The 19,919-nt window shown below is 58.9% G+C and carries 16 protein-coding genes and 2 pseudogenes; 10 read left to right on the top strand and 8 right to left on the bottom strand.

What is annotated here, in order from left to right; all coding sequences use genetic code 11:
* Positions 1–14 precede the first annotated feature (14 nt).
* The 3 genes from PKO02S_RS12140 to xylA form a co-directional block, all read right to left on the bottom strand.
* Complete coding sequence (locus PKO02S_RS12140; RefSeq protein ID WP_127583067.1) at positions 15–1,181, bottom strand: Gfo/Idh/MocA family protein; 1,167 nt, start codon at positions 1,179–1,181, stop codon at positions 15–17.
* 46 nt (positions 1,182–1,227) lie between these two features.
* Complete coding sequence (xylB, locus tag PKO02S_RS12135) at positions 1,228–2,739, bottom strand: xylulokinase (protein ID WP_127583065.1); 1,512 nt, start codon at positions 2,737–2,739, stop codon at positions 1,228–1,230.
* 72 nt (positions 2,740–2,811) lie between these two features.
* Positions 2,812–4,125 carry a xylose isomerase gene (xylA, locus tag PKO02S_RS12130; protein WP_127583063.1) on the bottom strand — a complete coding sequence of 438 codons (1,314 nt, stop codon included), beginning with the start codon at positions 4,123–4,125 and terminating at the stop codon, positions 2,812–2,814.
* 202 nt (positions 4,126–4,327) lie between these two features.
* Here xylA and PKO02S_RS12125 point away from each other — a divergent pair, with 202 nt between their 5' ends.
* Positions 4,328–5,488, top strand: a complete 1,161-nt coding sequence (locus tag PKO02S_RS12125) for an ROK family protein (RefSeq protein ID WP_127583061.1) — start codon at positions 4,328–4,330, stop codon at positions 5,486–5,488.
* Here the strand turns inward: PKO02S_RS12125 and PKO02S_RS12120 are convergent.
* Genes PKO02S_RS12120 through PKO02S_RS12105 form a run of 4 tightly spaced genes read right to left on the bottom strand, consistent with a single transcriptional unit; the run spans position 5,478 to position 9,241 of the window.
* Positions 5,478–6,287: a helix-turn-helix domain-containing protein gene (locus tag PKO02S_RS12120; RefSeq protein WP_127583059.1), complete on the bottom strand. Its 810-nt coding sequence runs from the start codon at positions 6,285–6,287 to the stop codon at positions 5,478–5,480. The two genes, PKO02S_RS12125 and PKO02S_RS12120, sit on opposite strands and share 11 nt — an antisense overlap.
* A gap of 59 nt (positions 6,288–6,346) precedes the next feature.
* Positions 6,347–7,351, bottom strand: coding sequence for a Gfo/Idh/MocA family protein (locus PKO02S_RS12115; RefSeq protein WP_127583057.1), 1,005 nt, complete (start codon positions 7,349–7,351; stop codon positions 6,347–6,349).
* A 43-nt stretch (positions 7,352–7,394) separates the two neighbouring features.
* Positions 7,395–7,907, bottom strand: coding sequence for a GNAT family N-acetyltransferase (locus PKO02S_RS12110; RefSeq protein WP_127583055.1), 513 nt, complete (start codon positions 7,905–7,907; stop codon positions 7,395–7,397).
* 20 nt (positions 7,908–7,927) lie between these two features.
* Positions 7,928–9,241 (bottom strand): Gfo/Idh/MocA family protein, encoded by a 1,314-nt coding sequence (locus tag PKO02S_RS12105; protein WP_246066946.1) that lies wholly within the window; start codon positions 9,239–9,241, stop codon positions 7,928–7,930.
* Positions 9,242–9,449: 208 nt separating this feature from the next.
* Here PKO02S_RS12105 and PKO02S_RS12100 point away from each other — a divergent pair, with 208 nt between their 5' ends.
* From PKO02S_RS12100 to PKO02S_RS12085, 4 genes and pseudogenes are all read left to right on the top strand, one after another.
* Positions 9,450–10,535, top strand: coding sequence for a GerAB/ArcD/ProY family transporter (locus PKO02S_RS12100; RefSeq protein ID WP_127583051.1), 1,086 nt, complete (start codon positions 9,450–9,452; stop codon positions 10,533–10,535).
* On the top strand, positions 10,528–11,949 hold the full coding sequence (locus PKO02S_RS12095) for a spore germination protein (RefSeq protein WP_127583049.1): 1,422 nt from the start codon (positions 10,528–10,530) through the stop codon (positions 11,947–11,949). The genes PKO02S_RS12100 and PKO02S_RS12095 overlap by 8 nt, the downstream gene beginning before the upstream one ends.
* Complete coding sequence (locus tag PKO02S_RS12090) at positions 11,946–13,103, top strand: Ger(x)C family spore germination protein (RefSeq protein ID WP_127583047.1); 1,158 nt, start codon at positions 11,946–11,948, stop codon at positions 13,101–13,103. The genes PKO02S_RS12095 and PKO02S_RS12090 overlap by 4 nt, the downstream gene beginning before the upstream one ends.
* A gap of 114 nt (positions 13,104–13,217) precedes the next feature.
* Positions 13,218–14,255: pseudogene (locus tag PKO02S_RS12085) on the top strand (YheC/YheD family endospore coat-associated protein); the annotation flags it as partial.
* A gap of 23 nt (positions 14,256–14,278) precedes the next feature.
* On the opposite strand, the gene PKO02S_RS33210 reads toward PKO02S_RS12085, so the two are convergent.
* Positions 14,279–15,310, bottom strand: a complete 1,032-nt coding sequence (locus PKO02S_RS33210) for an HAD-IIA family hydrolase (protein WP_164821412.1) — start codon at positions 15,308–15,310, stop codon at positions 14,279–14,281.
* 951 nt (positions 15,311–16,261) lie between these two features.
* On the opposite strand from PKO02S_RS33210, the gene PKO02S_RS12075 reads away from it, so the two are divergent.
* The 5 genes and pseudogenes from PKO02S_RS12075 to PKO02S_RS12055 all read left to right on the top strand — a co-directional run bounded on the left by PKO02S_RS12075 (position 16,262) and on the right by PKO02S_RS12055 (position 19,918).
* Positions 16,262–17,071 (top strand): IclR family transcriptional regulator, encoded by an 810-nt coding sequence (locus PKO02S_RS12075; protein WP_127583041.1) that lies wholly within the window; start codon positions 16,262–16,264, stop codon positions 17,069–17,071.
* Positions 17,072–17,281 (top strand): annotated as a pseudogene (locus PKO02S_RS12070) (aldehyde dehydrogenase family protein); the annotation flags it as partial.
* 12 nt (positions 17,282–17,293) lie between these two features.
* Positions 17,294–18,265: a Gfo/Idh/MocA family oxidoreductase gene (locus tag PKO02S_RS12065; RefSeq protein WP_127583037.1), complete on the top strand. Its 972-nt coding sequence runs from the start codon at positions 17,294–17,296 to the stop codon at positions 18,263–18,265.
* A 39-nt stretch (positions 18,266–18,304) separates the two neighbouring features.
* Complete coding sequence (locus PKO02S_RS12060; RefSeq protein ID WP_127583035.1) at positions 18,305–19,132, top strand: HpcH/HpaI aldolase family protein; 828 nt, start codon at positions 18,305–18,307, stop codon at positions 19,130–19,132.
* Positions 19,133–19,135: 3 nt separating this feature from the next.
* On the top strand, positions 19,136–19,918 hold the full coding sequence (locus tag PKO02S_RS12055; RefSeq protein WP_127583033.1) for an SDR family NAD(P)-dependent oxidoreductase: 783 nt from the start codon (positions 19,136–19,138) through the stop codon (positions 19,916–19,918).
* The last annotated feature ends 1 nt before the right edge of the window (position 19,919 follow it).

Here is a 19,919-nt window from a genome sequence, read left to right as displayed (position 1 = left end):
GTTCCTAAACCGCCTTACAGCTCGTTCACGTTCACCCAGCGCTTCTCCGCCACCGACAGCTCGACCGCCTCCAGCACCTGCTGGCATTTCACGCCGTCGCGGAAGTTCGGCACCGGCTGCCGGTCCTCGCGGATCGCGTCCATGAGCTCCACCACTTCGTGGATGAAGGTGTGCTCATAGCCGATCGTATGGCCCGGCGGCCACCACGCGTCCGCGTACGCATGCGCCGGGTCGGTCGCCAGCACGCGGCGGAACCCTTGCACGTCCGCAGCGTCGTCCGTGAAGTACACCTGCAGCTCGTTCATCCGCTCGAAGTCGAACTTCACGCTGCCCTTGCTGCCGTTGATCTCAAACGAGTTCGTGCAGCGATGGCCGGACGCGAAGCGGGTCGCCTCGAAGCTGCCAAGCGCACCGCTCGCGAACCGCGCGAGGAACAAGGTGGCGTCATCCACCGTCACTTCGCCGCGCGGCCCGTCGCTCGAGCCTTTGGCGCTGAGCCCGGTCATCGAGCTGGGCAGCGGCCGCTCCTTGATAAACGTGTCGCTCATGCCTACGACTTCGGTCATGTCGCCGACGAGGAAATGCGCCAGGTCGATCAGGTGGGCGCCGAGATCGCCGTGAGCGCCGGAGCCCGCGATCTCCTTCTGCAGCCGCCAGACGAGCGGGAACTCGGGATCGACGATCCAGTCCTGCAGGAACCAGGCGCGGAAGTGGAAAATGCGCCCCAAACGGCCTTCTTCGACTAGCTTCTTCGCGAGCTGCACCGCCGGGGCGAACCGGTAGTTGAAGCCGACCATATGCTTCACGCCAGCCGACTCCGCCGCCTGCAGCATCTCGCGGGAATCCGCCAGCGTCAGCGCGAGCGGCTTCTCGCAGAACAGATGTTTGCCGGCACGCGCAGCTGCCAGCGCAATCGCATGATGCGCGTCGCTCGGCGCATTGATGTCGACGACGTCGATATCGTCCCGCTCGACGAGCTCCCGCCAATCGACGACGGCCTCCTCCCAGCCGAACTGCCGAGCCGCCTGACGGACGCCCTCTTCATTGCGGCCGCAGATCGCCTTCATAACCGGCACCGCCGTGTTAGGGAAAAACATAGGCAAATCGCGATAGGCATGGCTATGCGCCTTGCCCATAAATTTATAGCCGATCATGCCGATTCTCACTTGCTGCTGCTCCATTCCATACCCCTCCTAAATGAAAGTAGCCGCCTTACTGGTTGCACAACTAGCTGCCCAACCCTGCCCGGAAAGGCGCCAGCGCTTCGTTCATTTCACGCGTCTGCTCGTACACCCGCTTGTACACCTCGTACAGCCTCGCATACGTCTCCACTTCCTCCGCCTGTGGACGATACACCGCCACGCGCTTCAAGAACACGCCGGCGCATTCCTCCAGCGACGCGAACCACCCGCAGCCGACGGCTGCTAACATCGCAGCCCCCATGCCGGGGCCTTGCTCGCTCTCGAGCTTGACGATGTCGGCATCGAAGATATCGGCCTGCATCTGCAGCCACATCTCATTCTTCGCGCCGCCGCCGATCGAGACGAGCGAGGTGATCGCGCAGCCCGCCGCGCGCAGGATGTCCACCGACTCCCGCAGGGAGAAGGTGATACCCTCGAGCACCGCGCGGGTCATATGCGGCAGCCGATGAGAGCCGTCCAGCCCGATGAAGCTGGCCCGGATATTCGCATCGGCATGAGGCGTGCGTTCCCCCACGAGGTACGGGGTGAACAGCAGCCCCCCTGCGCCGGCCGGCACATCGGCCGCCGGCGCCAGCAGCCGGTCGAAGCCGATATCCGGCGCGACCGTCTCCTTGAACCACTGCAAGCTGTAGCCCGCCGCGAGGGTGACCCCCATCGCGTAATACGCGTCCGGCTTGCCGTGGTTGAACAGATGCAGGCGGCCGCCATAGTCCGCCGTCCCTCCGTCGGCCTCGTACGCGAGGACGACGCCCGAAGTGCCGACGCTGACGAGCGACTCGCCCGCGGACAAGATGCCCGCGCCGATCGCGCCGCAAGCGTTGTCGGCACCGCCGGCGAACACGCGCGTGCCGGCCGCGAGACCGGCCGCCGACGCGGCGTCCGCGAGCAGCGCGCCGGTCTGAGCCGTCGGCGCGACGAGCGGCGGGCACAGCGCCGGATCGACGCCGACCGCGGCGCAGATCCGCCCGCTCCAGCGCGCGCCGGCGACATCGAGCAGCAGCGTGCCAGCCGCGTCGGACAAGTCAAGCGCGAGCTCGCCGGTCAACCGGTAGCGCAAGTAATCCTTCGGCAGCAGGAACACGTCCGCCTGCCGGTACAGCTCCGGCTCATGCTTCTTCACCCACAGCAGCTTCGGCAGGGTGAACCCTTCGAGCGCGCGGTTCTTCGCAATCGCCAGCAGCTCGTCGCCAAGCGCCGCCTCGATCTCGCGGCATTCGGCCGTCGTGCGCGTGTCATTCCACAGGATCGCGTTCCGCAGCACGCGGCGCTCCTCGTCGAGCAACACGAGCCCATGCATTTGGCCGGAGAAGCTAAGCCCCTCCACCGAAGCCGCCGGCACGCCGCTCTCCGATAACAACCGCCGCAGGGCAGCGAACGTCCCGGTCACCCAATCCTCGGGGTTCTGCTCGCTATAACCCGACTGCGGCTGCAGCAGCGGATAAGGCTCCGAAGCCTCCGCCCGCACGGTGCCGGCCGGATCGACGAGCAGCACCTTGACCGCGCTCGTCCCCAAATCAACGCCAATGACGTATTTCATCCGACCCGTTCCTCCCTATTCCCTTTCGCCTTGCGATACAGCCCAGAAATACAGCCATCCCGAGCTTAATGCCTATTCCTCCAGCAAATACTGATTTAGCACCGACTTCAACCGCTCTTGACGGCCGGAGACGTTCACGATCGGACGATTCTCAAGCGCATACTGCTCCAGACTGGCAAGCGTCGTGCGCCGGCCTGTAATATCCGCGCCAATGCCCTCGCGGAACGTAGCGTAGCGGCGATCGACGGCATCGTCCAGCACGCGGTCCTCGATCAGGCGCGCCGCCACCTTGAGCCCTTTCGCATAAGCGTCCATACCGGCGATATGCGCCAGGAACAAATCCTCCGGCTCGAACGAAGCCCGGCGCACTTTGGCGTCGAAGTTAATGCCGCCGCGGCCCAAGCCGTCGTTTTTCAGCACCTCGTACATTGTCAGCGTCGTCGTATACAGATCGGTCGGGAACTCGTCGGTATCCCAGCCGATCAGCAAATCGCCCTGATTCGCATCCAGCGAGCCGAGCATCCCTTGGTGACGGGCAACGCGCAGCTCATGCTCGAACGTGTGGCCCGCCAGCGTCGCGTGGTTCGCCTCCAGGTTCAGCTTGAAATGCTCTTGCAGCCCGTAAGTTTGCAGGAACGCTATCGTCGTCGCCGCATCGAAATCGTACTGATGCTTCGTCGGCTCCTTCGGCTTCGGCTCGATCAGGAATTGCGCGTCAAAGCCGATTTCTTGCGCATAGTCGATCGCCATCCGGTACAGGAATGCGAGATTGTCCAGCTCCAGCTTCATGTCAGTATTGAGCAGCGTCTCGTACCCTTCGCGGCCGCCCCAGAACACATAGTTGTCGGCGCCGAGCCGTTTGCCTACTTCCAGGCTTTTCTTCAGCTGGGCCGCGGAGTAAGCGTATACATCGGCATTGCTGGTCGTGCCGGCTCCGTGCATGAACCGGGGATGCGTGAACAGGCAAGCGGTGTTCCACAGCAGCTTGATGCCCGTCGACTTCATGTGCTGCTCCAGCAACTCTACAATGACGTCGAGATTGCGATTCGTCTCCTGCAGTGTGCTGCCCTCCGGCGCAATATCCCGATCATGGAAACAATAATAGCGGATACCCAGCTTCGTCATCAACTCGAACGCGGATTCGACGCGAGCCTTGGCCAAATCCATCCCGCTGAAACGGTCCCACGGTCGAACGGCCGTTGCGCTGCCGAACGGATCGGAGCCTCCACCGGTCAGCGCATGCCAGTAAGCGAGCGAAAAACGCAGATGCTCGTCCATCCGTTTGCCAGCCACGATCTGCTCCGGGTTGTAATGCTGGAAGGCGAATGGATTCGACGTTCGGCTGCCTTCATATGCGATAGTGCCGATACTTGGAAAATAACTCATAACCAATCCTCCTGGAAGGGAATCTTTAACCTGTCTCTACTTTTTCATCATAGCAAACCGCTCCGACTTTGTACATCCGACAAACTAAGTTTCCGGAGAAAGATTGTGATTCCGCGCAAACTGTTCTAAACTATATATAGAATAATCGTCAACGGATAAACAAAGTGTCGAATGCCGTCGTTGCCAGAAGGAGTGCAGAACTGTGCAAACTACCGGGGATCAATTTCTCGTCAAAAAAATAAACAAATCCATCGTGCTGGAAAAAATACGGACGGAAAGTCCGCTGTCTCGCGCCCAAGTATCCGAGCTGACCGGGCTCAACAAAGGCACCGTGTCGGCGCTCGTGGGCGAGCTGATCGGCGACCATCTCGTGTACGAGATCGGTCTCGGCCAATCGAGCGGCGGCCGCAAGCCGGTCATGCTGCACTTCCACAAGACGGCCGGCTACGCCGTCGGCATCGAGCTCGGCGTCACGTTCATCCTGACCGTGCTGACCGACCTGGAAGGGCATATCGTCGCAGAGCAGCGGCTGCCGCTCGACGTGAAACAGCCCGACGAAGTGTTCGAGCGGCTCGTCCAGCAGGTGCGCGCTTTGCTCGATCGCGCGCCTCAGAGTCCCTACGGCATCATCGGCATCGGCATCGGAGTGCCTGGCATCGTAGACGCATCCGGAACCATTTTGTTCGCCCCCAATCTGCAATGGGAGTCGTTCCCGCTGAAGATCAAGCTGGAGCAGGAGTTCGGCCTGCCGGTTACGATCGACAATGAAGCGAATGTGGGAGCGCTGGGCGAGAAGCAATACGGAGCCGGTCAAACGAGCGACGATCTCATCTATCTAAGCGTTAGTACAGGGGTAGGTTCAGGGATCATCCTTGGAGGGAGGTTATTCCGCGGAGCATCGGGGTTCTCGGGGGAAATCGGCCATACATCGATCGAAGTGAACGGTCGGCGATGCAGCTGCGGCAATCGCGGCTGTCTCGAGCTGTACGCCTCGGAGGGAGCGCTGCTCGAGCAAGCGGCCAGCATGGGCATCGACAGCTTCGATCAGTTGGTAGAACGGGCGGAAGCCGGCGCGCCGGAAGCGCTGCAGCTATTCCGCCAGACCGGAGAATATCTCGGTATCGGCATCGCCAATATCATCAACTCTTTCAATCCGGGATTGATTCTGATCGGCGGGCAAATGGTAGGGGCGGAAGCTTGGCTGCGCAATCCGGTTCAGCGCGTCGTCCGGCAGAGGTCGCTGCCCTACCACCGGGAAGGGCTGGAGATCCGCTTCGCCTCGCTGAAGATGCATTCCGCCGTGCTTGGCGCCGCCTACTACGCTATCTCCGCCTTCTTGTACAAGGACCGCGTCACCCTCTAGCCCGGCGATGCTCCTTCGGCGTCCGGCCGGTCGCCTGCTTGAACATGCGGGAGAAATGATGCGTATTCTTGAACCCGGTCCGGTCGGCGATCTCGCCGATGCTGAGGCCTGTCGTAGCCAACAGATCGACGGCGCGCTCAAGCCGCACCTTCCACAAATATTTGACCGGCGTCGTACGCTCGTACTGCTGGAACAACCGAATCAAATGCTCCGGCGTCACGCCAGCTACACTCGCCAGCTCTCCCAGCGTCAACGGCTCCATGAAACGGAAGCGAATATCGCACTTGGCCAGCATTACCGCCCGGTGCACCCGGTTCCGCTCCGCCTCCTGTTGCGTCTCCGCCTCATATAACAGTAACGCCGCAAGACCGAGCTGCTTCAGCACATCCCGATCCGAGTGAGCCGTATCGGTCATTGCCAGCGCGATGTCGATCAGTTTGTTCATCGATTCGGACAAAGGGAGCGCAAGCGGGAGACGGCTAAGCGTCTCGATAACCGGTTCAGGGACTACGCCAGCCGGCAGCACCGAGATCCACCGATGCCAGCTGTCTTCGGACCGGGAGAACAGGAAGTGCTCCTGTCGCCCGGGAAGCAGCAGCACCGTACTGCCAGGGGAAATCGCATGCAGCTCGCCTTCCAGCAGCAGCTCCAGCGATCCGCTGTGCAGCGTGACGAGCTGCACGCCGTTCTGAACCCTAGGTCCATATGTCCCCTTGGGCGGGTAGACGATGGAGCCGGCATGGATTCCTTCCACATCCCGCAAGCCCCACTCGCCGATCCCGCTCCTGCCGTCCGCCATTTACACCCATCTCCCTTTGCCGTCTACACCGACTGCTGCCCAACTTATTTGACGCAAGCTTATCCGTTCGTGTACGTCTCGACCCTTCTCCGCACGCAGTCCGCCACATCGACGGATTGCAGCGCGGTCGCCACCGAACCGTCCTCCAACCCTCGACCGCCGGCGAGCAGCCCGTCTACGAAAGACACGTTCTCATCGTACATGCCGAATGTTTCGAACCACTCCGTCCCGTCTCCCTCGTCCTTGCCCCGCCAATAGCCCGCAAGCTGACCTTTGACGAAATGCTGAAGCGTGCCGCCGTGCTCGTCGTTGCCGGACATCGGCAGCTCCAGCACGAACAGCTGGTTATGCGCATGGACCGTTACGCGCTCTACCAATTGGCCGGATACGGGATTGAAGTGCAGCAACGCTTTGACCCCGTTCTCAAATTCGCCGTCCATCCGGAAATGAGCGACGTTCCGACCGAGCTGCGGCAGCTCTTTATAATCGAAGCGCAACCTGCGATAGTCTTGTCCGGCGATAAATCGAACCGAATCGATCACATGAATCGCAGTTGTGGAGAAGTCTTCGTCCAACCGGTTAACCCGGTACATCTCTCCTACGATACTGTGCAGATCGCCAGGTGCAACCGACTCCGCGAGCAGTCGCTTCAGCCGCCGTGTCAACGGTGCAAACCGCCGATTGAAGGCTACGCGGTTCGCCACGCCGGTCCGCTCGGCCGTTTCGAACAGCTCCAGCGTTTCCAAGCGATCCAGTCCAGGCGGCTTTTCCATGATGATCGGTATTCCCCGCTCCATGATGTTTACTGCGAGCCGCTTCGTCAGCTGGACCGGCACTACGAGGCTGACGGCATCCGGCCGTTCGGCATCCAGCATCGTCTCGATGTCGGTGTAGTGCCGCAAATAACCGAACTTCTCCCGATACCGCGCCGCCGTCTCCTCGTGAATGTCGCAGCAAGCTGCCAACACGATATCATCGCGCTCACGCTGCGCCTTGCTCCACGAAGGCCCGTGCACCGTCTCCGCATGCCGGCCGCAGCCGATCGATACAATTTTCAAGCTCATCTCCAGTTCCTCCTCAGGTCAGACGGATTTCAACCCGTTACGATTAACGAGCCTTGTCCGATTCGTCCTGACGCTCCGTTCCCCTCACCAGCTTGATGCCGACCAGCGCATCTCCGTTGTAATTGACCTTGGGATCGAATTCGTAGGGCTTGAATCCGAGCTTATGGTAAAACAATATCCCCGTCAAGTTGAGATTATGGACGATCAGCTGCAAGCTAGGGACTTGCAGCTCCTCCCGGGCGATCCGCAGCATCTCTCGAAGCAGCGCCGACGCCGCCCCTTTTCCCCGATAGTCGGGATGGACGATCAGATTGCCAAGCCAGACGTGCTTCTCCGGCTCATAGCCGTACAGATTCGCATACCCGACAGGCTCCCCGGCTTCATTCAGGATGACCGTAGGATGCAGCCTGGCGGAAGCGATCGTCTCGAGCTGATCGGCCGTCAGGGGATAAACGGCGCTCGGCGACATATAGTACAATTCCTGCCGATCCTGAGGAAACGTCTGGATCAACTCAAAAAACTCACGACTCCCTGGCTGAAACGTATATGACGACATGTGTCCGTCCCTCCTATCGCTTACAGCTGAGGAAGCTCGACTACCCGCTTCTCGTGCAGCGCGACATCCGCATTGAAGCCGATCAGATGCCCGTAAATGGAATCTTCCAATGAAGTTGTGGACAATGAAGGCGCCTCGCCTCGCAGCACTCTCACGAAATCGGCAACCAATCTAAGGTCCCCGCCGCCATGCATATCGTTCGAGACGTTCAGTACGACTTTTTCCTCGCTGTATTCATGGCCATGTCGCGGATCGGGATGACGCACGATGAAGCTTCCCTCCTCCGTCACGCCTTCAATTTCGCCTTTCGTCCCGTGGATATGGATGCGCCGGCAAGGGCGCGAAGTGCCGCCGGTCATTACATGCGTCGCGGTTGAGCCGTCCTCGAACTCGATCAGCACAGACTGATGGTCGACGACATCGTTGTCGCAATGCCATACGCATTGGCCGTATGGGTTGCTCTTAAGCAGCGACTCCATTTTTTCCTCCTCCGTCGGGGTGACGCCGAGAAACGAATGGACCCATACATACGGACCCCACAGCTGCTGTTCCAAGTAATGCTTCTTGGCCGAATAGTCGCAGTCGCTCTCAATTGCGCAATCGAGGCAACGAGTTCCCGCCCCCTCAGGGGCCCGCTCCGGCCGGAAGTACGACAAGCCGCCGAGACTGCTGACGGACACCGGCTTCACTCCGCCCTTCATCCATGTGATGATGTCGAGGTCGTGGCAGCACTTGGACATAAGCATAGGCGAGCCGCATTTGGATTCATTGTTCCATTTGCCGCGCACGAAGCCCATCGCCATATGGTGGTAGCTTACATTTTCCGCCGTCTGGATGCTGATGACATCGCCGATCTCGCCCGCCTGCACGCGGCGCCGAATTTCCGCATAGAACGGGGCGAAACGAAGCACATGACAGATCATCACCTTGCGGCCGTGTGCTCTCGCGGTGTCCAGCAGCCGGAGCACTTCTTCTTGGGTGACCCCGATCGGCTTCTCCAGCAAGACGTCATACCCCACCTCCAGAAGCGGAATGGTCGTCTCGATATGCTGGGCATCCATCGTCCCGTTGATGATCGCATCGGCCACTTTCCCTTTTGCCGCCAGCGCTTGTACCGATTCGAACTGCATCGTCTCGGAAATGCCGAACTTCTCCGCCGTCTTCACGCGGCGAACCGGATCCGGATCGGCAACGCCTACGATTTGCAGCTCTTCGGGATGCTGCTCCGCATAGGAAGCGTATACAAGACTGCGATGCCCCGCCCCCACTATAATTGCCGTTACCAGCCCTACCTTCGCTGCCTGTTTGTCGGTCTCGGATTGGATCGTTAGCACGACTTGCGCCCCCTTATAATTGTAAACTTGTATCATACCTATACTATATCAACTTAGGTTGGCGATGTCAGCCGCTGTTTTGCTATATGGACAAAAAATCGACAGCCGTCCACTCCTCTATTACATATTTGTGCTCAAGACTGGTAATACTTTCTTGACTGGAACTATTGGCTAGTTATCCCTTTATCGGAAAAAGGCAGGTGTCCCCATGAATAAATCGATCGGTCTCGTCCAAATTACAATGATCATCCTTTCCTCCGTCGGCTTGATCAACCATGTGTTCATCATCCCCGTGTTGATGGATGTAGCGGGGCGAGACGCCTGGATTTCCATCCTATTGATCGCGGTTCCCGTGATCGCTTGGGCGGGGCTGCTCTATTGGATTATGAAAAAAAGCCGGCAGCAGCATCTGCTGGAATGGGTTTCTACTCGTCTTGGCGGCGTAGTCGGGTGGATCGTCGTTTCGCTGGCTTGTCTTTATTTATTCGTTTCCGCAGCCGTTACAGTCCGCGATACGGTGAATTGGGCGATCACTTCTTATTTGCCGCAGACGCCGAAAACCCCTCTGCTCATTGGATTTCTTCTCGTTTGCTATTTGACCGCCGTGCAGGGCATACGCGTCATCGCCATTCAGACCGGCATTTTACTGCCTGCGATAGTCGCACTCGGTTTTTTCGTAGCGTTCTCCAACGGGCCTAATAAAGACTATCTCCGCCTGCTGCCCGTCTTGGAATATGGCATGGGACCCGTCTGGCAAGGCGCTCTTGTCAGCGGCTGCGGACTGATCGAGCTGACGATTTTATTATTTATGCAGCCTTATCTCACCCATTCCATTCGGTTCTGGCAAGTGGCCCTCATCGCTCTGATACTTCTCGGTTTGACCTTCGGTCCCGTGACAGGAGGAATCGCCGAATACGGCCCCCAAGAGCTGTCCAAGCTGAGGTATCCCGCCTTCGAGGAATGGAAGCTGATCATTTTGACCCGCAACGTCGAGCGTCTTGATTTTCTCTCCATCTATCAATGGATGGCCGGCGCCTATTTACGCATCTCGACGGCTCTCTTCCTCATTCAGGAGCTGATGAACCGTAAGCGGACGATCCGTCCTTCCCTGTTTCAGTTGCCGGTGTTGATCCTGCTGGTCGTCGCCACCCTGCTGCCGCTGTCGGACGAACGATTCTACCTGCTTATCAAACATCTGTATTTGCCAGGCACAATGGCGGTTCTCGGCTTGGTCGGCGTCATACTAGGAGTCGTAACCCTTATCGGCAAGAAGGAGAAGGTGTCCCATGGTTAGCGAGAAGAAACTCAGGGAATTGTTCGAAGGCTGCGAGGACGTTCTGTTCAAGAAACACGGCAGTCTGCTGCTCGTCTATGCACAGGGCTTGTGCGATACGAGGCTGATGAGCCAGTTGCTCCTTCCGTCGTTCGCGAGCGGTGATGCGTCTCTGTTCCGGCATGCGGTGGAAGGGGGCATTGTATTCGAGCCTTACGAGCAGTCGCCCTGTGATCAGACCTTGATCAATGACCTGTTTTCCGGCAAACTGCTGGTTTACTTGGAAAAGGAAGATTGTTTGTACGGCGCCGATCTGAGCAATCCGCCTCAACGAAGCACGGAAGAGTCTCCAACTGAATCGTCCAATACCGGCCCGCGTGACTCATTCACGGAGAGCATCACGACAAACCTCGCCCTCGTCCGGAAGCGGCTTCGCACGAACACGTTTCGCCAGGAGCCGTTTCTGTTAGGAAAACGGACGCAGACCCGAGTTTCGCTGCTATACATGAGCGACATTACGTCGAATGCGATTTTGGATGAAATTCGCGCGAGGCTGCGGGAAATCGATATCGACGCAATCTATAGCGCCGAGCAGCTGAAGCGTTTGCTGTCGCCGAAGCTTTACACGCTCGGTCCGACGCTCGGGGTGACGACCCGGCCCGATATGGTGCTCGAGAGCTTGCTTGCGGGCCGCTTCGCTTTGATGATGGATGGCATTCCGGTTGCCATCACGGGACCTGTTACTTTGTCCTACTTGCTCATGACTGCGGAAGATGTTCATACCTCAAGCCATCATGTAGCCTTTGTCAGTCTCATTCGGTTGACGGCACTATTCATTACCTTGTTCCTGCCGGGATTCTGGATCTCGCTCACGACCTTTCATCAGGACCAGATTCCGTTCCCGCTGCTCGCCACCGTCTCGGTGGCCAGCGACGGCACGCCGTTCAACGAGCCTATGGAGCTGATCCTCGTGCTGCTCATGTTCCAGTTGTTCATCGAAGCCGGCAATCGGCTGCCTTCCTCAATCGGGAGCATGCTTTCCGTCGTGGGCGGCTTGATCATAGGGGATGCGGCGATTCGGGCCGGCATCACATCGCCCGCTACTTTGCTCGTTGCCGGCGTGTCCAGTACTTCGTCGTTCGTCCTGATGCCCAATGCCCTTGGCGTGGGGACCATTTGGATCCGGCTGTTCGTCCTGATCGTGTCCTCCTTCTTCGGCTTGTTCGGGTTTCTGGTGTCCGTGTTTCTCATTTTGCTGTATGTGTCGACGATCCGAACGTTCGGTGTGCCTTTTCTGGCTCCGCTGTCTCCGTTTCGGCTCCCGGACGCGTTCTATTCCTTGTTCTACTGGCCCTGGAAAAAGAGACAGACACGTCCTAAATATTTGAATGTGAAGGATAAAGACAAGCAGCCAAGAGGCGGTGAGTCGGGATGAACGTCCGCCAATGGGCCAGGCTTGTTGTGCTGTTGCCGCTCTTGCTTGCCGCGGGCTGCCTCGACGCCGATCCGATCGAGCAGCTCGATTATGTGAAGGCGCTTGGGATCGATTATGAGAACGGGAAATTTGTCGCCTATTTGTCCTTCCCCAACCTGTCGCGCGCGGCCAAGAACGAAGGCTCTGCCGATGAGGCGCCGGCATTGCCATGGATTGCGATCGGACGAGGGAGCTCCTTGAATTTGGCCGTCGGGGAAATTTACCGCACCGCCCCCAAGAAGATCGTCTGGGGCCACACCTCGGCGATCGTGCTCTCGGAACGGCTGCTCCAATCCGACAAGCAGGCGAATATATTCGACGATCTCAACCGATTCCGCGAGCTGCGATACACGAACTGGGTGTTCGCCACGAGAGGCTCCTTCACCGAGTTATTCTCGGTTTCGCCTACTTTCGAGCAGTCCCGGATGTATACGCTGCTCCACAACCCGTTGGATAACTATGAGCGATATTCATTGCTGCCGCCGATCCGGATGCATGATTTCATGAATAACTACCAGAATCCCGGCAGCTTGGCGCTCATTCCGAGTCTCGATGTGACTGCTGACATTTGGAAGACCGACTCCGAAATGCACGAAATGCAGGAAATCGAAGGCGGCTTCGCTTTCCACGATCAGAAGTACTCTGGCTTCTATTCCGCCAAACAGCTGGAAGGTCTCCGCTGGACGAAGCCTCGCACTATAAGCGGTTCCTTGATAATCGGCGATGAAAAAGGCGCGGCGGACGCGGTGCTGACGATCAATCATGTGGATCGGGATGTGTCGGTGACGCTGAACGGCGAAGCTCCCGTGAAATTCAAGCTGGACGTCAAGCTGATCGCTACGTTGAAGGAGTTCCACCGGCCGTTCAAAGAGGACGAATTGACTTCCTTGGCGGAGAAGGTGGCGGAGGAGCAGATTCGCGCTACTTATTCGGCAGGCGTCAAGGGCGATGCGGACTTGCTGGAGCTTAGTCCTTACGTCTATCGAAGAGACCCGAAGCTGTACATGAAGCTGACCGCGAACGGTGAAAAAACGTTGTTGAAGCCCGATTCGTTGGAGGATATTCAAGTGCACGTGAGGCTCGAATATTTAGGCAAGTATAAATACGTGGAATAGTTGGAAAGCCGGACTCTAGGGTTGGACGAGCCCGGCTTTTGTCCTGCTTGGGTCGCTGCCCGCTTCCGATCGAACCGCTATGGCATATGGTAGAACAACACATCCAAGCAGGTGATGACGGTCATGGCGACTTCTTGCATGTTGGGACTGATGACGCACTATGTCGGCTCTCCCTCCCGCTTCTCCAGACAGACTCGCGCGGCGCTGTCGGAAGGTTTCGCCGAGGTGGCGGTGTTCACGCCGGGTGACGTAAGCTTGTCGCTGCGCCGCATTAGCGCGTACGTCTCCCGCGGAAGGGGCTGGGTACGCCGGATGATCGGCTTTCCGCGGATCAGCATCGATCTCGGCTTCTATGACGGCGGACGATGGGCGGCCGCTTCGATGCGGGTGAAAAACTGCCGCAGCCTCCCCTTCATCGGGTACGGTCTCGGCAACAAATGGAAAATCCAATCGCATCTGCTGCAATCGTCGGAGCTCAAGGAGCATTTGCTTCCTACGTTAGTGGCGGAGCGGGCAACAGCCGTGATGCAATTCGTTGACGAGCATCGGCATGTAATGCTGAAGCCGATCAACGGTAAATGCGGCCGCGGCATCATCCGGCTGTCGTCGCACGGAGGCGGCCGGTTCGCGGCCAAGGACAACCGGGCCAGCCGCCGCTTCGGATCGGCGGCCGGCGCCGGCTTGTACGTGCGGCATGTGCTTGGCCGCGGCCGGCATCTGATGCAACGCTGGATTGACATCCGCAGCAACTCCGGGCTCGTGTACGACATTCGCGCGCTCGTGCAGAAGAACGGCCGCGGCGAATGGCAGCTGTCCGGTACCGCGGTGCGGGAAGGACGACCCAATCGGATCACGTCGAACTTGAAGACCGGAGGCCGTGCTTGCGAGCTGGCCGGCTATTTGCGGGGCCAGTTCGGCTCCGAACGGGGCGCCGCGCTCGTCGAGCGGGTGCATGCGCTGGCCGCGCATATCCCCGCCTTCCTCGAAGAGTCCTACGGAATCCGTCTGTGCGAGCTCGGCATCGATCTCGCGGTGGACCGGGACGGCCGCCTCTGGCTGCTCGAGGTCAACATCAAGCCGGGGCGCAGCGTCATTCGGCGCATCTATGGGCAGGGCGCGTTCGAGCAATGCTTCCGCATGCCGTTCCGGTATGCGCTGCACTTGGCTCGGCTGCCTCACATCCCGGAAGTACCTGCCGCGCCTATGGTGGAGGCTAGCGCCATCAGGTCGCGCACGGCATGGTCCGGCAAGACGGCGTCCCGCGGGATGGCCGGGGCCGCGGTTGGGGCAGACGGGATGCCGGTTGCGGCAGACACGGAGGCAGTTGATGCGGTAGTGGCAGGTATCGCGGCGGCTGGGGCGGCGATTAGGGCGGTGGATGCAGGAGCTGATGCAGGTGACGCGGCTGGATCGGCGGCGGCGGGCAACCCGGATGACGACGCCAAGCTCGGGCCGTAGAGCCAGAATGTCCGCATCCCCGCCGCCCGGCCTCCTGCTACGTCGGTGTACAGGTTGTCGCCGACCATAACGCAAAGGTCGGGCCGGGCGATGCCGCATTGCTCCATCGTGAGCCGAAACATATGCGGCGCCGGTTTGCCGAACGCCTCAAGCTTGCGGCCGAGGATCAGCTCGACCGGAGCGTATAGCGCGCCGGTTTCAGGCACGCGCCCTTTCACCCCAGGATGGTGCAGGTCGAGGTTCGTGCCCAGCACCGGCGTGCCGCGCTCGGCCTCTTCGAGCACTGCGGCCAGCTTGGCGTAGCTGAAAGTCGTGTCGCGGCCGAACACAACCATGTCGACGCGCTGTTTGCTGTCCAGCGGCAACACCCGGTGGCCGGCTCGTTCGAGCGCGGCGTGAAGCGACTGGCTGCCCACCGCCTTCAGCTTCAGCGGCCCCGCCTGCCGGAACAGATGGACGCCGACGAGCTCGGTCGCCGTCATAATATGCTCGGGCTGCGCCTCGAGCCCCATGCGCGCCAGCCGCGCAGCCACCTGCTCGCCGGAATCCGTCGAGTTGTTGGTGACGAAGCGGACACGCTTACCTTGGCCGCGCAGCGCCTGGAGCAGCTCGCCCGCCCCCTCGGCGATGCGCTCGCCAAAGTAGACGCAGCCGTCCAGGTCGAAGAAAACTCCTTCCGCCTGCTCCAGCGTCGTCCATGCCTGCTCCGCCTCTTGTGTTGCGGTTAAGTTCTTATAATGTGATTGCACGATAATGTCCCCTTTGCATGTCTGGCCTGGCTATATCGTTCTACTATAGCACATTGCCACTTTCAAAGGGAGGACAAGCCAGAGGGACTATTCCTATATTGTCGGCGATTCCACAATGCTCAAACCACTATCCCCTCGGCTCAGATGGGCGAAGCAGGAGGTGCTGCTCCAAACTAAGACCGCACTATCGGGGCTCCTAGCGCCTAGTAATCTCCACGCCCTAGTCCGAATTTTCCCACTTACAGCGGAGGTGCGGCAGGAAAGTTGGCTGTAGTCCGATTTGCCGAACTAGAGCGCGCTTTTTCGGCGGTGGTGCACCAATCCGGCCTTCCAATTGGTTAAAATCGGACTGCAGCGTATTTTGCCCGACCGCACCCAGCTGCAGTCAGGAAATTTCAGACTACGTCGCCCACCCGCTCCCAGAAGCCCAAGGTTGCTGACTGGCAACGGGAGTGTAGTGCTCCAAAAGCAGGATTCGAGTCGGACGCAACAGTAAAACAAACTAACTGGACTCCATCCACCAAGTAACCTTCAAGCTGTAACCTCTTTTTCTGCACTTGGCTCCCCTCCCCCGCTATAATCCACCTATACTGAACCATTTTGTACGATATTTCATACAAATCTCGCCCCAAACCAGCCGTCTCGACCCCTTTTGTTCGATTATTCATACAAATCTCGTCTCAACCCAGCTGCCGCTGTGCCGCTGCCCATTTTGTTCGATTTTTCTTCCAAATCCGTCCAAATCCGCCCTCACCTCGCTGTACAAACCAGTTTTTTTCTCAGGACACTTTCAGCGTATCGGGCGAAACACGGCTGGAAAAGGTTAATTTCTTGCGAAAAGATGGACATTAATTGGTTCGCAATCTTTTTGTCACGATATATGTTACAAAGATTCATATTGTGTTATTATTTATGTATATATGAGATGTCATCTCGATAAGGAGATTTGCCATGACCCACTCCATCGATCTTCTGGACGAAAATGAAAACGAAAAAGAAAGCCCTTACTACAAAATTCAATCCGTTGATCGTACACTGCAAATTCTCAAATGCTTCATCCAGGAAAAACGAGCGCTCGGCGTCAGCGAGATCGCCCGCATGCTCGGCTTGAACCGCAGCGCCGTCCACCGCTTCCTGCTGACGCTGAAGGATCACGGCTTCGTCGAGCAGCTCAAGGACTCGGATCGTTATCTCATCGGGCCCACCGCATTCGAGCTCGGCTCCGTCTATACGAACTCGACCGATCTGAGCGTCGAAGGCCGCAAGGTGCTCGCCGACCTCGTGCAGCAGACAGGGTATTTGGCCCATCTCGCGATTTTGGACCGGGACAGCGTGCTCTACTTGATCAACGTGGAGCCTGACCACCGACAATATCTATTCGGCGCCGTCGGCCAGCGAAGGGTGATTTACAATACGGGACTCGGCAAATGCCTCACTGCCTGGCTGCCCGAAGCGCAAATTCGCAGCATTATGAAGGAATGCCGCTTCGAGAAAGTAACGCCGCATACGATCGGCTCGCTGGATGAATTCCTGCAGGAGCTGGAGCGGGTACGGCAACAAGGCTTCGCCGTAGACAACCAGGAAGCGCAGATCGGATCGCAGTGCGTCGCAGCGCCCATACTCGGCCATCGCGGCGATGTCGTTGCGGCGATCAGTGTAAGCGGATTCGGCATTTCCGATGCGAAGCTGCAGGAGCTAAGCCTGTCCATCCGCATCAGCGCCGCCCAATTAAGCCGCCGCATGGGCTATTCCGGCCACTAAGGCCTCTACACGAACGACCTGGAAACGGCGATGGACGCTTCGAGGAAGCTGCATGTCGGCGGGGTCACGATCAACGACATTCCTACCTTCCGCGTCGACCAGATGCCTTACGGCGGCGTGAAGGAAAGCGGCATGGGCCGCGAAGGCGTCAAATATACGATGCAAGACATGCTGGAGCTGAAGCTGGTCGTGATCAACCGGCTGAGCTAAGGAGACGATGCGATGAAACCGCTTGTGAAATCCTTCGGGAGCTCCCCGATCCGCCTGGCTATGCTGGGCATGGTCGACGGCAACGGACATCCCTACTCATGGAGCGCGATGTTCAACGGCTATAACCCGGCGGAGATGGCGAAATGCCCCTTCCCCGCCATTCCGGCTTATTTGGACAAAGAGCCGAAGAAAACGCTGCAAATTCAAGGCGCCCTTGTGACGCATGTATGGACGGACGATCCGCGTGATGCCGAGCTGGTCGCTCAAGCGGCGCTTATCCCACATATCGCCAGCCGCCCCGAGGACGTGATCGGCCAAGTGGATGCCGTCATCATCGCCACGGACAAAGGCCATGAGCATGTCGAGCGTTGCCGTCCGTTCATCGAAGCCGGATTGCCGGTATTCGTCGACAAGCCGCTAGTGGACAACGAAGAGGATCTTCGCACGTTCGTGCGCTGGGTCTCTGAGGGCAAAACGATCCTGTCTTCCAGCTCGATGCGCTATTCCAAGGAGTACGCTCCTTATCGGCTCTCGACCCACAATCTGGGCGCGATCCGCTTCGCAACGATTACGACGCCGAAGAGCTGGGAGCGCTACGGGATTCACGCTATGGAAGGCCTGTATCCGATTCTCGGTCCCGGCTTCCTCTCCGCCCAGAACTTGGTCTCGGAGAAAGAACGCAATGTCGTTCATTTCAGACACGAGAGCGGCGTCGAGGTCATCGTGACGGCCATCGACGACATGTATGGCTCCTTCGGCATCCTGCAGCTTTGCGGAACGAGCGACTACGCGGTCGCCGCTTCGAAGGACTCGTTTTATCAGTTCAAAGCTCAGCTCCAGGCCTTCATCGATTACTTGCATACCGGCGTGCGTCCATTCCCGTTCGAGGAGACGGTCGAGCTGATGAAAATGGTGATCGCCGGCATTCGAAGCCGCGAGGAAGGCGGCCGCGTCGTCGGGCTGGATGAAATTTTGGAGCGCTAGCCCGTTACATCCAAGGAAAACTGGGGGAGGAAATCCGACATGCAACCGCAAACATTCGCCATGAAGCCTAGCCGTGTCCTTGCCAAGCTGCGCAGCGGCGGCATCGCGCTGTGCACGAAATTGAACTTGTACGATTCCCGAGTCACCGAAATCGCCGCCATGTCCGGCTTCGACTGCGTCTGGACCGACATGGAGCATGTGCCGAACGATTGGTCGGCGGTCGAGAAACAAATTCTCGCGAGCAAAGCCTACAACATCGACATTATCGTACGGGTCGCTCGCGGCAGCTACAGCGACCTGGTGAAGCCGCTCGAGATGGATGCGACCGGCATCATGGTGCCGCATATTATGAGCTTGGCCGACGCGAAAACGGTGGTGAAGCAGACGAAATTTCATCCGCTGGGCCGCCGTCCCGTGGACGGAGGCAATGCCGACGGGGCTTTTTGCAATATCGACTTTCATGACTATTTATCGCAGGCTAACGACCAGCGCTTCAATATTCTCCAGATTGAAGATCCCGAGCCGCTAGATGAGCTGGAGGAGATTGCCGCTTTGCCCGGCCTCGATATGATTTTCTTCGGTCCAGGCGATTTCAGCCAAGGCATCGGGGCGCCCGGCCAATTCAACCACCCTCGTCTCGTGGAAGCTCGCCGGCGCGTCGCCGAAGCGGCGCGCGCGAACGGGAAGTTCGCCGGCACGGTCGGCGGTACGGGCAATTGGGAAGAGCTCGTCTCGCTCGGCTATTCGTTCATCAGCGTAGGCGCCGACGTGGTCGGCTTGAGCGGTTACTATCACCGGTTGGTCGACGACATCTCGAAGCTGCAGCCGCAGCCGAAGATGACGAGCAGCCTGTATGGAGGAAATTGACCGATGGCTATTCTGGACAGCTTCTCCCTTCAAGGCAAGGTCGCTGTCGTAACCGGCGGCTCCGGCAAATACGGACGGCAAATTACGCTTGCGCTGCACGAAGCGGGCGCCCGGACGTATGTAACGAGCCGCCAGCGCGATCGGCTGACGGAAATTGAAGACGAGTTCCGCGCAGAAGGAGCGGAAGTCAAGGCGCTCTATATGGACCAGGAGGATGAACCCTCCATCCTCTCGATGCGCGATGAGCTTAAGGCGGCCGAAGGCCGGGTCGATGTGCTGATCAACAACGCGGTCGCCCGGACGATGTCCGGCTGGAACGACACGGCCGAATCGTTCGCGAAGAGCATGACCGCCAATGCGACCGGCATTTTTCTAGTGACCCGCGCGCTTGGCGACCTCATGGCCGAGCAAGGTAGCGGCTCGATCGTCAACATCGGCTCCATCCAAGGGATGATCGGTCCGGACGGCACTTTGTACGAAGGTCTCAGCTTCAACGGCTTCGTGCCCGATTACTTTTTTCACAAGGGCGGCATGATCAATTTCACCCGCTTCGCAGCGAGCTATTACGGTCCGCGCGGGGTTCGCTGCAATTGCCTCAGCCCGGGCGGGTTCTGGACGGAGAAGACGCCGGAGGAGTTCACGAAGCGCTACAGCTCCCGCACGTTCCTGAACCGCATGGCCAATCAGTCCGACCTGATGGGCGCGATCGTATTCCTCGCCTCCGACGCCTCGCTCTATGTGACGGGGACGAACATTCCGGTAGACGGCGGCTATACGGCCAAGTAGG

Origin of the sequence: Paenibacillus koleovorans NBRC 103111 (assembly GCF_004000845.1) — a bacterium.
In the GTDB taxonomy this organism is placed as follows: domain Bacteria; phylum Bacillota; class Bacilli; order Paenibacillales; family NBRC-103111; genus Paenibacillus_AA; species Paenibacillus_AA koleovorans.
The sequence above is the reverse complement of the archived record's forward strand: the minus strand, read 5'-3'. Positions and strand labels throughout refer to the sequence as shown.

Excerpts from the sequence above, each read along its gene's own strand:
- PKO02S_RS12140 (WP_127583067.1), bottom strand. The coding sequence starts at position 1,181 with ATGGAGCAGCAGCAAGTGAGAATCGGCATGATCGGCTATAAATTTATG.
- xylB (WP_127583065.1), bottom strand. The coding sequence starts at position 2,739 with ATGAAATACGTCATTGGCGTTGATTTGGGGACGAGCGCGGTCAAGGTG.
- xylA (WP_127583063.1), bottom strand. The coding sequence starts at position 4,125 with ATGAGTTATTTTCCAAGTATCGGCACTATCGCATATGAAGGCAGCCGA.
- PKO02S_RS12120 (WP_127583059.1), bottom strand. The coding sequence starts at position 6,287 with ATGGCGGACGGCAGGAGCGGGATCGGCGAGTGGGGCTTGCGGGATGTG.
- PKO02S_RS12115 (WP_127583057.1), bottom strand. The coding sequence starts at position 7,351 with ATGAGCTTGAAAATTGTATCGATCGGCTGCGGCCGGCATGCGGAGACG.
- PKO02S_RS12110 (WP_127583055.1), bottom strand. The coding sequence starts at position 7,907 with ATGTCGTCATATACGTTTCAGCCAGGGAGTCGTGAGTTTTTTGAGTTG.
- PKO02S_RS12100 (WP_127583051.1), top strand. The coding sequence starts at position 9,450 with ATGAATAAATCGATCGGTCTCGTCCAAATTACAATGATCATCCTTTCC.
- PKO02S_RS12095 (WP_127583049.1), top strand. The coding sequence starts at position 10,528 with ATGGTTAGCGAGAAGAAACTCAGGGAATTGTTCGAAGGCTGCGAGGAC.
- PKO02S_RS12090 (WP_127583047.1), top strand. The coding sequence starts at position 11,946 with ATGAACGTCCGCCAATGGGCCAGGCTTGTTGTGCTGTTGCCGCTCTTG.
- PKO02S_RS12075 (WP_127583041.1), top strand. The coding sequence starts at position 16,262 with ATGACCCACTCCATCGATCTTCTGGACGAAAATGAAAACGAAAAAGAA.
- PKO02S_RS12065 (WP_127583037.1), top strand. The coding sequence starts at position 17,294 with ATGAAACCGCTTGTGAAATCCTTCGGGAGCTCCCCGATCCGCCTGGCT.
- PKO02S_RS12060 (WP_127583035.1), top strand. The coding sequence starts at position 18,305 with ATGCAACCGCAAACATTCGCCATGAAGCCTAGCCGTGTCCTTGCCAAG.
- PKO02S_RS12055 (WP_127583033.1), top strand. The coding sequence starts at position 19,136 with ATGGCTATTCTGGACAGCTTCTCCCTTCAAGGCAAGGTCGCTGTCGTA.